Origin of the sequence: Arenibacter algicola, from assembly GCF_018860365.1 — a bacterium.
Classification (GTDB): domain Bacteria; phylum Bacteroidota; class Bacteroidia; order Flavobacteriales; family Flavobacteriaceae; genus Arenibacter; species Arenibacter algicola_B.
Map to the genome: position 1 here is coordinate 566,197 of NZ_JAHKPO010000013.1, position 13,684 is coordinate 579,880.

The following is a 13,684-nucleotide window of genomic DNA, read 5'->3' on the forward strand; positions in this document are numbered from 1 at the left end:
AATTTCAGCCACAAGGCCTTTTGGAGAAAGTATATTTGAAAAGTGTGATTATTGCAGTACCCATATAATCATCGATTGGCCTACTTTTCGTATTTTACCCTGCTTTTATTTTTTATATTGACGAGAGGAAAAACTCCTTCTCATTGAAATTAATACATGTCCAAAAATATATTTATTTCATTTTGTCTTATAATTTCCTTTTGGCCACTTTGTGCACAGGAAAGGGAAATGGAATATGCCCAAAAGCTCTCCATTTCAGAAGGATTGGCACACAATGGCGTAACCGATATATTAGAGGATTCCAGAGGTTACTTTTGGTTTGGAACTTACGATGGCATCAATAGGTATAACGGTTACGAATTAGAGACTTTTAAAAATAGGATAGGAAACAATATCTTGGTCAGTAACCGCGTGCGGGTCCTTAAGGAAGATTCCAAGGGCAATATTTGGATCGGAACGGATGAGGGAATTTCCCTTTATGATTACTCCTCACAACAATTTAGTGAAGTATATTCCAATCGCTTTTCCAATGGAACTTCCAAGGGGCCGATAGTTAGGGATATATTGATCGATGAAGGTAAGGGGTTGATTATTTGCGCTACGGAAAGAGAAGGTATTTTGACCTTTAATGAAGACTACACTTTGAATAAAAAGTACTTGCCAACTAATGGTTCTGATTTGGAATTTTACCAATCTATTTCCTTGGGGCAGGGATATTATGTATATGCAACTTCAGAAGGTATTTTCGGCTTTGATTTGGCAACAGGCCTGTTTCAAAATATTTTGGAGGAGCAAATACATTTTAGCAGTGACATCATCAGAACAGGTGATAGTTCCTTATTGGTTTGTTTGGATAAAGGAGTTGCCCTCATAGATTTTAAACGAGCAAACAGAGGTTATTCTTTTCGTAAATTATCCGAACACTTTGAGACCGAAAAGTTTAATGCTGCCATGATAGATCAACTGGGAAATCTATGGTTAGGGACCATGAACGATGGGGTTATTCTAATAGATAATATCGACACCTTTAGGAAGGAGAACAAATTTCAACGTATTATTTATAAAGGTGAAACTGGATTTCTGCGAATTAGTTGTTTTGCCACAATCAAGGATAAGGAGGTATGGGCGGCTACCTTTAACAATGGACTTTACAGATTTGATTTAAGTCCGAAGCCTTTTAAAATAGTAAAGGACAAAACCGGCAATAGTTTTGGAGTAAATAGAAATCACAGTTTACTGGTTTCTGCCTTGGATCATGATAGGATTTACATGACATTAAATCGGGGGGGATTGGTTCTGTACAATACCAAAACGGAGAAATATGAACCACTTACGTTCCCTGTTTCCGTTAAAGAACAATCACAAATATCGGTGGTTTTTAAAGATTCGAGAAACTACCTCTGGTTAAAAATTGGGGACGAAGGTTATTTTAGGTATAGGGCAGATAAAAAATTCCTTGAACCAATAAATAACAAATTCTTGGGTAGTTTTAATAATACCTCGCCATACAAGATCATAGAAGATAAGGAAGGTAATATTTGGTTTGGATGTTCTGATGGTGCCTATAAAATTACAGTGAATGAAAAAGGTGATATCACCAATATTGAAGCCCTAAATGATCATCCGGCTTTTAAGGACAACCCCCTTTCCTTGGTGCGCAATGTCTACGCTGACCCCCGTTATGATTTTGTTTGGTTGGGTACCGCCACGGACGGATTGGTTCGGCTAACAATGGAAGGAAGCAAGCCATTAAAGGATTTTAAAATTGATCAATTCCGCAGCGATTTGAGTAAACCAAATTCCATTACCAGCAATTTTGTTTCGGCTATTTTGCGATTGCCAAATGGGCAATTATGGATAGGTACTGAAGGCGGTGGGTTGTGTAAGGTAATCAACGGGCACCAAGAACCGGAATTCATATCTTTCTCAGAAAATCAAGGGATGTCCAATAATGTCGTAAAGAGTTTACTTTTCGACAATAAGCAAAACCTGTGGGTAGCTACCAATGTTGGCTTAAATAAATTTGATATTCAGAAGGAGCAATTTAGAATGTTCAGGAAACAGGACGGATTGCCGTTTGAAGACTTTTGGTACGCCAGTAGCAGGTTGGGCAACGGGCAACTGCTGTTTTCTGGATTGGATGGCTTTTTGTATTTTGATCCTTCTGAAATTCCGGATAGCGAAGCATTGCCAAAATTGGAATTGGGGAGCCTAAAGATTTTAAATAGGACCATCCACCCTATGGATACCGTTAACGGGCGGATATTATTAGAGCGGGCTTTGTCTGAAGAGAAAAAACTTGTACTTAAACACGATGAGAATGTGTTTTCGGTGGAACTTAACTCCCTACATTATTCTTCCCCGGAAAATCACTATGTTCGGCACAAATTACTTCCCGTAGAAAAAGATTGGATCGTAAATCCATCTAGCCAGAGACTTTTAAACTATACAGGTCTTCAATCTGGAAGCTATGAGCTTAAGGTGGCGGCCTCCAATTCCTTAGGGGAATGGACTCAGCCAATATCTTTAAAAATCGTTATAAGTCCACCGTTTTGGAAGACCATTACTGCCTATGTGATATACGTTTTAGGGGTCTTGGTCATTCTATATCTAATTTTATATTCTGTGTTGAAAATGCAGGAATTGAAGCACAATATTCAAATAGAACAGATTGAAAAAGATACTGAAAAGGAGGTGAATATGGCCAAACTTCGGTTTTTCGCCAATATTTCCCATGAGTTAAAAACACCCCTAACCTTAATTAATAGTCCCATACGAATTTTGGCAGGTCGATTTATAAATAACAAGGATGTTCAGGAGGAATTACAGGTTGTAGAAAGACAATCCAAGAAAATAGCAGAATTGATAGATCAAGTCCATGATTTTGAACGGGCGGATGCCAATCTGTTGAAGATGGAATATTCCCGATTTTATTTTGATGACTTTATAAAGGAATTGATCGTTGACTTTAAATTTTTAGCCACTAATGACACCAAGGAACTAGAGGTCATCGGCGAAGACTCGCAAGTTATGGTTTCCGCAGATCGGGATAAACTTGAAAAAATATTCAATAACCTATTAAATAATGCCTTTAAATTTACCAAGGCGCAGGATACTATTAAAATTGAGTTTAGGACCGAAGATAAAGACCTTTTTATTATGGTCTCCGATACAGGGAAAGGTATAGACCAAAAAGACCTTCCACATATCTTTGAAAGATTCTATAGGTCAGAGAACATGAAAAATGGACATGTCTCAGGCTCTGGCATTGGTCTGGCTTTCTCCAAAAGATTAGTGGAAATGCACTACGGTGAAATTAATGCCACTAGTGAACTTGATCTGGGAACAACTATCCGCGTTCGATTGCCAATAGTAAAACCAGAATCGTTGGCTGATCAGGAAGATAGGGAGAAAGCCTTTTTGTCCGCAGAAACTGAGCATATACCTTTACCACAGGTTTTTGAAAAAATAGATATCTCGAGAATAAAGTTGACCGGTAATTTTTCTGACAGGCTTTTGTTTTACGCGGAGGATGACTCTGACATGAGAAACTACGTTGCAGATACCCTTTCAAAATTCTTTGTTGTAAAAGCTTTTACCAACGGAAAACAATGTTTGGATGCTATGGAAGAAGAATGGCCAGATCTAGTCATCAGTGATGTGCAGATGCCAGAAATGAATGGGTTGGAACTATGTAAGCGTATTAAATCGGATATGAAGACCAGTCACATACCAGTTATCCTGCTTACAGCACTGACAAATGTTGAGGACCATTTACAGGGCATACGTGACGGTGCCGATGCTTATATTAGCAAGCCATTTGAGGTGCGCCATTTGGTTACACGGGTAGAGGCCTTACTTGAAAACAGGAAACAACTCAGAGAGCGTTTTCGGATTGGAATTCCCCTTACAAAGGAGCGAAACGCTAATAATAGAAACGACAATGCCTTCCTGGAGAAGTTGTATCATTTACTGGCAGATAATTTGGATAACCAGGACTTGGATATGGATGGGATTGCGCGTAAACTGTATCTGAGCCGTACACACTTCTATCAAAAGGTAAAGGCATTGACCGATAAGACGCCTTTTGAACTGCTTAAAATTTATAGACTCAACAAAGCGGCCGAATTACTTGTTGAAAATAAACTGAATGTAAATGAGGTTTTTGTGATGACAGGATTTAAAAGTAGAACCCATTTCAGCAAACTCTTTAAAGATCACTATCATACCACTCCTAGTAAATATGCTGCTAAATCTGGGGCGCAACACCAATAGCATTCATTGGGTGTAAGGTTCACGTCAAAGATATTATCCCGATACTCAAAGGGGATATATTAAAATTTCATTATCGCTACCTACGGTTTAATAATGAAAAAAATTGCGATGTCGTTTTAGGTAATTTCAGGGTTTGCAGGTCTCTAACGCTCTTGTTAGCAGCACTTTTGGACTCAGGAGGACAAAAACTAAACTGTCAAGTACAAGTTTACCCCAATGTTTTTTTTACTTCGCAGCAAGCAAATGTGGAAATATATTATTGCCAGTAATCATTTTGTATGGAGCATAATTAATTCCCTGTGTTTGCTGAAAACCACTTGCTTTTGATCATTGGCCAATAGGTTGCTACTTCTGCAATTATGGCAGGATTAATAAGTGGCATCAACTTAAACTAATATAACTTAAACCAAAAATTATGAAGAAAACATTGATTGAGATTCTAGGGAAATGCCTCCTATTTGGAGTGTTTCTTATGATTGTGGGGATGCAACAAATACATGCCCAAACGCAAGTGACGGGAACCGTTGCGGACAATACCGGGACACCCTTGCCTGGGGCCAACATTGTGGAAAAAGGAACCATGAATGGAGTAACGGCCGATTTTGATGGCAATTTTTCTATTGAGGTGGCAGACGTCAATGCCTCACTTGTGGTTTCCTATATTGGATTTTCCACGATTGAAGTTCCTCTTGATGGGCAAACAAGTCTAAGTATTACCTTAGAGGAAAGTGCTGCAGGCTTGGATGAAGTGGTTGTCGTAGGGTATGGTACTCAGAAGAAAGTAAACGTAATTGGCTCCATATCACAAGTTTCCTCCAAGGATTTGGAAAATAGACCTGTAACACAAGCATCTCAAGCAATTACTGGACAGATGCCAGGCGTTACGGTAATCCAAAGGTCGGGAAGACCTGGACAAAGTGGAGGGGACATTAGCGTTAGGGGCGTTGGTTCCTTCGGTGCTACCCCTAATGCCCTTGTTTTGATCGATGGGATAGCGGGGACCATGAATGACATAAGCCCAGATGATATTGAGTCTATATCTGTGCTTAAAGATGCTTCTTCCGCAGCAATTTATGGAGCCAGATCTGCCAATGGGGTAATATTGATTACCACTAAAAGTGGGAGTAACAAGAAATTCTCGGTTAGCTATAACAGTTATATTGGCGTTAATGAGGCTACAGAGCTTCCTGAATTCGCTAACTCTTGGGAGTATGCGGAAATGTACAATATAGCCTCGGGAAGTAATAGTTTTAGTACGGATGATATTGAGAAATTCAGGGCCCAAAACGATCCTGACAATTATCCGAATACAAGATTTTTGGAAGATCTGTTTTCTAGAAATGGGATACAGACCTCCCACACCCTTACTGTAAATGGTGGTGATGAAAACAACAAGTACTATGTATCTGCAGGTATTTTGGACCAGCAGGGGATTGTGCCCAAAAATAGCTTTAGCCGCTATAACTTTCGTATGAACCTTAATAATAAGTTGGGGGATAAATTTGAACTTAACAGCAGAATTTTTGGTGCCTTGGAAGAACGGAAGGAGCCTCAGGCTACTGCAAATAAAGGAGGAGGGTTTCTAGATCAGCTTGTCCAGAATTCGGTGCGTTATCCAGCAACTTTCCTAGGTCGGGATTCCCAAGGCAATTATGGGATAGGACCGGAAAGCGGTGGAACTCCAGTTGCTTGGTTGGATTCGAAATCCTATTTGAACAATCCTACAACAAGGGTCGGGGTAAATTTAAAACTGGACTGGAAGCCTACAGAGGACCTTGTTTTTTCAGCTATAGGGGGCTATAATTTTTCTCTTTATGAGGAACGCTCCTATTTGGCATCCCAAAGATTGAACGAAGATGTGTTTTTAGGGCAATCGTATCTAAATCAACAGAGCAACAAAACTATTTTCAAGACCATGCAGTTTACTGGCGAGTATTCCAAGGAGTTTGGGGTGCATGATTTTAGTTTATTGGCGGGATATTCCTTTGAAAATGAAGAATTGTCACTTTTTAACGGATACCGGCAAGATTTTGCGAGTAACGATTATACCGTATTGGACCTAGGTAGTGCAGAGAACCAACAGTCGGGCGGTTATGATACGGAGTGGGCCCTACAATCTTTCTTTTCTCGTCTGAAATATAGCTTTAATGAAAGGTATCTTTTTGAGGCTACTATGCGTTATGACGGTTCATCGCGTTTTCCGGAAAGCAATAAGTACGCATTTTTTCCCTCTGCGGCCGTGGGATGGCGTGTTTCACAGGAATCGTTTATGCAAGAGGTGTCCTGGATATCCAACTTAAAAATAAAGGCCTCTTGGGGTATATTAGGAAACCAGAATATAGGGAATTACCCTTATCAAACGGTTTTGGCCTCAGGGAGGGATTATTCCTTGGGTGGTGGTCTTGCTACGGGGGCGGCCTATGCCAACTATAAGGATGCGAATATTAAATGGGAATCTACGGAAACAACGGATATAGGAATCGAAACCGGTTTTTTTGACGGTAAATTGACACTAAACGCCACTTATTTCAATAGAAATACTACAGATGTACTTTTTAAGCCGTCGGCAAGTGTCTCCTCAGTTTTGGGTGTGGGCATCAGTGAGACCAATACTGGTGAAGTAACAAATACAGGATGGGAATTTGATTTGGGCCATCGTGGCAAAGCTGGAGATTTTGGTTATTCCATCAATGCTAATTTTTCTATCATTAATAATGAGGTTATTACCTTGGGACTTGGTAACGTAGAGCAGCCCAATGGTTTTGTGGGTAATGGTTCCGACTTATTTGTTGGCTATCCTATGCAGATGTACTACGGTTATAAGGCCGATGGAGTGTTTTTAAATGATGGGGAAGTTGCTAGCTATCCAGATATGTCAGCCGTAAACCCAACCGCTCAAGCTGGGGATTTTAGATATAAGGATATCAGTGGCCCAGATGGGGTGCCAGATGGCATAGTGGATCCTACTTACGACCGGACCTATTTGGGAAGCAGGATACCTAAATATACCTTTGGGACCAATCTTGGGTTTAACTACAAAAATTTCGATCTGTCCGTATTGCTACAGGGAACAGCAGGGGTAAAAGGTCAACTTGACAATTACGCCGGATATGCCTTCTTTAACCTTGGGAATATTCAACGTTGGCAAATGGACGGTAGGTTCGACCCCAACAATCCTGTGCGTTATCCCGAATATCCAAGGTTGGAAGTTTTAACTAACAGTGGTTCTGCCAATACAAATACTTCTGATTTTTGGGTCATCAATGCAGGTTATTTGCGTATTAAAAATATTCAGCTGGGTTATAATTTTCCTGACGCTGTCAATGAAGTTCTAGGAATAGATAATTTAAGATGTTATTTGGGAGCAGAGAACTTGCATTCGTTTAATTCGTATAGGCAAGGGTGGGATCCCGAAATAATTTCATCTGGAGCATACTATCCAATACTTACTACCTACACTTTTGGTATAAATCTAAAATTTTAAGATCATGATTAAATTATATAACAAAGATTCATCTAAATCAAGGGTCCTAGGTTTTCTTCTCCTAGGGGTCATTTCCCTTGGAACATTAGTTTCCTGCGATAAGGAATTGGAGCAATTTCCCAGCAATGCTTTTGCGGCGGATAATTTCTGGACGTCGGAGTCCAACGCCAACATAGCTCTTACGGGTGCTTATAGAGGGGCAGTTGAATACGGGACTCAAGTGGTTCCTTCAGATTGGTGGACCTATTGTGGTATTGTGTTTATGGAATTTGCCACAGATAACGCCTATGACCGTAGAGGTGATAACTCTACACAGAACCGATTGACAAATGGTACCTTGCTACCCGATAACAATGTTGTTAATGGGTATTGGCAAGGTTCTTATAAACGTATCGCGATCTGCAACGATTTCTTAGAGAATATAGATAAAGTGGACATGGAACAGGCCAAAATAGATAGAATGAAGGCTGAAGTGCAGTTTTTAAGGGCCACTCAGTATTTTTATCTTTCACAGTTTTGGGGCAGTGCTCCTTTAGTAACGGCTACCTTAACACCCGATGAGGCCAACAATGTGGATAAAGCCACTAAAACAGAATTGGTAGCCTTTGTAGATAATGAACTTAAGGCTGCAGTCGCTTCACTTCCAACATTCGGTGAATTAAAAGCTGGAGAATCTGGTAGGGCCAGTAAACAAGCAGCATTGGCTTTTTTAGGCAGATTGTATCTTGGGGAGAAGAAATTTCCTGAAGCTTCCGTAGTATACAAACAGATCATTGATATGGGCGATAATATTATCGATCCAGATTATAGCTCACTTTTTATTCCTTCCAATGAGAATAGCAGTGAGAATATTTTTAGTGCCCAATATTTTGGTGGTCAGGCAGGTAATGCACTTCCCCAACATGCTTATCCAGCAGTTGCCTCAGGTTGGCATATTGTAAACCCATTGGGAAGTTTGGCGGATGCTTATGGTTTTGATGATGGAACTCCTTTGTCCTATGATGATCCTAGATTTGACTATAGCGATATGGGAGCAAACAGAGATCCAAGGTTTAGGTACAATTTAATTTGGGATGGAGCAACATTTGCAGGCAGGACCTATGATTGTAATCCGGATTCCACTGGGTCGGTAGATCAATTGACCTATTCCAAGCAAGCCACAAGAACAGGATATGGATTAAGAAAATTCTTTGATGAATCTTTCAGCGGTAATCTAAGGTCCGATTATGGAGGTAATATTCCAATCATTAGATACGCCGAAGTATTATTGAGCTATTTGGAAGCTGAATTGGAGGCGGGAAATGCCATTACACAACAATTATTGGATGAAACTATAAATGCTGTTAGGGGTAGGGCCTCTGTAGGATTACCGCCTATAACAGAAACCAATGCCGCTGCTCTAAGGCCTATTTTAAGAAATGAAAGAAGGATAGAGTTGGCCTTGGAAGGTCAAAGATTATGGGATATCTTTAGATGGGGAATCGGCGACGAGGTTTTGGTAGGGGATTTATGGGGAGCTCCTTTCCCAAATTCAACCCTTTACCCAACAACATCCAAAAAAATAGACCCACAGTCTAGATGGTTTGTTACCAGCAAAAATTTTCGTGAGGGAGTGGATGATGTATGGCCCATTCCAGAATCGGAGGTCAACGTAAATCCTAAATTAGGAAATTAATCCTGTTACATAAATGGTTTTAAAGAGAAGAAATTTTATTCAAAAAGTAGGGTTGGCAATTCCAATAATTGCCAACCCATTTACTAATATATTCGCTCAAAGTGAGGTGTTGGATAAAGCAGTAAACGATAGTGCTGTAAAACCTATTGACTTTAATTTTGAAAACCTGAACGATAGGGTCTGGATCGGAAAAAATTTCTGGAGTGTTCCTATGGAGGACTGGGGAATTAGAAATAAAAGGCTGGAGTTTAAAGGGACTATGAGAAATGCCCGTCTACATCTACTGACCTATGTGGTTAAAAAGGATGTTGGAAATTTTCGCCTTAAAAGTAGATTAGGTCTTTTAAAGAATAATGATAATAAAGGCAGTGTAGGTTTTACAATTGGGATAAAAGATACTACTGATCCCCAAAGTGTAAAGGCGGCCTGTTATTTTGGTGAAGGATTATCTACAGGTATTTCCTTGGAAGACAAATTGTTTGTAGCCGACAAAGAAGCTAAGCTTCCGGAAAATTTTGATTTTAGCGATTTTACTTTGGAATTGAGGGTGTCTCCAAAAAATGGAGATTACGAATGTAACTTGATCGTCGTGGATAAGGAGGATCGAAAAGCGGAATTAAGCTATAGTCATGCCGGAGAAATTGAAGGTCTGGTGGCTTTGGAACAGAACCTCCAGGAGAAAGAGGGGAGTACCTTTTGGTCTAGGTCAATTGCCCTTGAGGGCACAAAGGTTGCACATGTTCCAGATAATAGTTTTGGACCTATCCTATGGACCATGTACACGCTTTCTAAAGGAAAACTTAAATTAACTGTACAACTTCCTCCAGTAGGCAACAGGGATTCACAAAAGGTGGAGCTTCAATTTTTTAAAAATGGTAAATGGGCCACGGTAGAAAAAAGGGAAATAGATGCTGTATCATTTACTAGTATTTTTACAATTGTGAATTGGGACTCAACCCAAGTCGTACCTTACCGTTTGGTCTATTCCATAGACAAGGAAAAGCAATATTATAAAGGAACGATAAGACAAGAACCCAATGGCCGGCCACTGCGATTTGGGGGATTAACCTGTCAGGAATGGGCGGGATACCCATATCGTCCCTTGGTAGAGAACCTTGAAAAATCCAACCCTGATATGCTTTATTTTTCCGGTGATCAGTTGTACGAGGGAAATGGAGGATATCCTATAAAAAGACAGCCTGAAGATAGTGCCATACTTAACTATTTAGGAAAATGGTATATGTTCGGTTGGGCTTTTGGAAATATAATGCGCGACAGGCCTACTATTTGCACACCCGATGACCACGATGTTTATCAAGGTAACCTTTGGGGAGAAGGAGGTGAAGGCATTTCTTTCGAAGCATGGGAAAAAGTAAAGGATGCCCATGGCGGACTTGTTCAGACTCCTAAAATGGTAAATGTGGTTTTCCGAACACAATGCGGTCACCTGCCGAATGCCTATGATTCATCACCCTTGCCTTCAGGGATAATCAATTGGTATACCCAAATGGTTTATGGCAAGGTTAGTTTCGCTATTGTAAGTGACAGGTTATTTAAGTCCGGTCCGGAAATGCTGAGAAGTGGAGAAGGTAGGATAGATCACCTTACTACACCTGCTAAACCGGAAGAACTTGATTCAAATGACCTGGATTTCATTGGAAATCGTCAAATGGAGTTTTTGAATGGCTGGGTCGGTGATTGGCAAGGAGCGGATATGAAAGTATTGTTAAGTCAGACCCTATTTTCCAACGTAGGCACCCATCATGGTCCTAAAAAGGAATTTTTATTTGGGGACTTGGATTCAGGAGGTTGGCCCAAATCCAAACGGGATGAGGTAATACGGACTATTAGAAAAGCTTCTGTTTTTCATATCAACGGAGATCAACATTTGCCCTTTATGGTACAATACAGCGTAGATGAAGTGAGAGATGGCGGTTGGACGTTCTGTACACCGGCAATTTCCACAGGCTATCCGAGATGGGGACAGCCGGACTCTGTCAATGTACCTTTTACGGATAGACCAGCACATGGCTTGCCCAATACTGGTAGCTATCGGGATGGATTTGGAAATACTAATTATATCTATGCCGTTGGGAATCCGACAGATGATTTTGACCTAGAGAAAAACAGGTATTTGAAGGCACAGAAAAAAGCATCTGGTTTTGGGATAATTACTTTTGATACCGGAGCTAGGACTATAAAAATGGAAGCAATTCGGTTTTTGGCAAACCTTGATGTGGATTCCAAAGAAAATACCTATCCTGGATGGCCACTGACCATAAGCCAATCTGATAACGATGGTAGAAGGGCGTGGGGCTACTTGCCGAGATTACAGCTCAAGAAAGCCGATCAGGTAATAAAGATTGTTAATGAGGAGACAAATGAAATGGTAAAAACTTTAAGGGTCAAAGGAATGGAATTTGTTCCTGCCGTATATGATTTGGCAAAGTATACATTGATCATAGGAGAAGGTGACGAGGAGAAGATAATAAAGGGAATTGAGATTAGCACAGACCCAAAAGAATTTATTGAAATCTGAGAAAGCTAGAACTTTAACCACCCGCTTTACCAATGATACTCTAGTAATATTATTGAAAAGTATTGGGAAATAGAAAAAGACGAGTCGTATCTTTCTCTCTGCTAAGCCCGAATTCACAAGAAATTGAAAAAATTGAAAAAATGAGAATTATTAAAAGGAATTTAATCCAGACCGTATTGGTTGTCCTGCTTTTGATAGGATGTAAATCTAAGGAAGAGAAAGTGGTGACTACCGATGATAATGGCAAAAAGCCCAATATTGTATTTATTTACATGGACGATTTGGGTTATGGTGATATGAGTGCCTATGGTGCTACGGAGATCAGCACTCCTAATATGGATGCTTTGGCCAATGGCGGAGTACAGTTTACCAACGGTTATGCCTCTTCTGCTACATGTACACCCAGTAGGTATGCAATTTTAACCGGTAGGTATCCCTGGCGCAACAAAGATGCCAAAATATTGCCGGGAACTGCTCCTTTGATAATTGATACGGCTCAAATGACTGTGCCCAGAATGTTGAAAGGGGAAGGTTATGCCACTGGTATTGTTGGTAAATGGCATTTGGGACTTGGTAGCGGAAATGTGAATTGGAATGGAAGGGTGTCACCTGGTCCCAATGAAGTTGGTTTTGATTATTCCTATATTCTTGCAGCAACCCAGGATAGGGTGCCAACAGTGTATATTGCCGACGGTCACGTAGATGGATTAGATCCCAATGATCCCATAGAAGTGAGCTATGACAATAATTTTGAAGGTGAGCCAACAGGCTTGAAAAATCCAGAATTAACTACCATGAAATGGCATCATGGTCATAACAACAGTATTGTTAACGGTGTACCGAGAATTGGATTTATGAAAGGTGGGGAGGCCGCCAAATGGAGTGATGTTGATATGGCAGACCATTTTCTGGCCAAAGCCCAACAATATGTAAAAGAGCATAAAAACAAACCTTTCTTTCTTTATTATGCTTTACAACAGCCACATGTACCCAGAACTCCGCACCCGCGTTTTGCAGGAAAATCAGGAATGGGTCCAAGAGGGGATGTTATTTTAGAGGCCGATTGGATGATAGGTGAGTTTATGAAAACCTTGAAGGAGGAAGGCATACTTGAAAATACGTTAATCGTTTTCTCAAGTGATAACGGCCCAGTAGTCAACGATGGTTATTATGATGACTCCGAAGAAAAATTAGGTGATCATACCCCTTCTGGAGTTTTAAGGGGAGGTAAGTATAGTTTGTACGATGCGGGTACTAGAGTGCCATTTATCACCTATTGGAAAGGCACCATAACTCCTAGTAAATCTGACGCCTTGGTATGTCAGTTAGACTTGCTTACCTCCATGGCTACATTGGTTGGAAGTGATAAGATAGGTGAGGATAGTGAAAATCTTTTGGATGCATTTATGGGTAAATCCAAGGACGGAAGGGAAGAGTTGGTATTGGAAGCAACTTCAAGAACCGCCTTTAGAAAAAGTAATTGGGCTATGATACCACCTTATAAGGGTGCACCAATTAACAAAATGGTAAACATTGAGTTGGGCAATGCAGAGGACTATCAACTGTTCGACCTGGAAAAAGATCCAAGTCAAAGAGAAAATTTGGCGAAATCCAATCCTGAAAAACTTAAGGAATTAATTGCGGACTTTGAAAAAATTAGAGGCAATTCAAAGGAGGGCATCCAAGAATTGGAGCTCAAATAAGGTATTCC

At 40.3% G+C, this 13,684-nt stretch carries 5 protein-coding genes; all 5 read left to right on the top strand.

What is annotated here, in order from left to right; all coding sequences use genetic code 11:
• Positions 1–156: 156 nt before the first annotated feature.
• The 5 genes from KO529_RS11085 to KO529_RS11105 all read left to right on the top strand — a co-directional run bounded on the left by KO529_RS11085 (position 157) and on the right by KO529_RS11105 (position 13,676).
• The gene (locus tag KO529_RS11085) at positions 157–4,275 is read left to right on the top strand and encodes a hybrid sensor histidine kinase/response regulator transcription factor (RefSeq protein ID WP_215947925.1); all 4,119 of its coding nucleotides are present in this window, start codon (positions 157–159) and stop codon (positions 4,273–4,275) included.
• A 415-nt stretch (positions 4,276–4,690) separates the two neighbouring features.
• Positions 4,691–7,759 carry a SusC/RagA family TonB-linked outer membrane protein gene (locus KO529_RS11090; RefSeq protein ID WP_215947926.1) on the top strand — a complete coding sequence of 1,023 codons (3,069 nt, stop codon included), beginning with the start codon at positions 4,691–4,693 and terminating at the stop codon, positions 7,757–7,759.
• Positions 7,760–7,763: 4 nt separating this feature from the next.
• Positions 7,764–9,434 carry a RagB/SusD family nutrient uptake outer membrane protein gene (locus tag KO529_RS11095; protein ID WP_215947927.1) on the top strand — a complete coding sequence of 557 codons (1,671 nt, stop codon included), beginning with the start codon at positions 7,764–7,766 and terminating at the stop codon, positions 9,432–9,434.
• Between the two features lie 13 nt (positions 9,435–9,447).
• A complete protein-coding gene (locus tag KO529_RS11100; protein WP_215947928.1) occupies positions 9,448–11,973 on the top strand; it encodes an alkaline phosphatase D family protein in 2,526 nt (841 codons plus the stop codon).
• Positions 11,974–12,113: 140 nt separating this feature from the next.
• Positions 12,114–13,676: a sulfatase family protein gene (locus KO529_RS11105; protein ID WP_215947929.1), complete on the top strand. Its 1,563-nt coding sequence runs from the start codon at positions 12,114–12,116 to the stop codon at positions 13,674–13,676.
• Positions 13,677–13,684: the final 8 nt, after the last annotated feature.

Bases quoted from the DNA above. Each gene is read 5' to 3' on its own strand.
- KO529_RS11090 (WP_215947926.1), top strand. From the start codon at position 4,691: ATGAAGAAAACATTGATTGAGATTCTAGGGAAATGCCTCCTATTTGGA.
- KO529_RS11105 (WP_215947929.1), top strand. From the start codon at position 12,114: ATGAGAATTATTAAAAGGAATTTAATCCAGACCGTATTGGTTGTCCTG.
- KO529_RS11085 (WP_215947925.1), top strand. From the start codon at position 157: ATGTCCAAAAATATATTTATTTCATTTTGTCTTATAATTTCCTTTTGG.
- KO529_RS11100 (WP_215947928.1), top strand. From the start codon at position 9,448: ATGGTTTTAAAGAGAAGAAATTTTATTCAAAAAGTAGGGTTGGCAATT.
- KO529_RS11095 (WP_215947927.1), top strand. From the start codon at position 7,764: ATGATTAAATTATATAACAAAGATTCATCTAAATCAAGGGTCCTAGGT.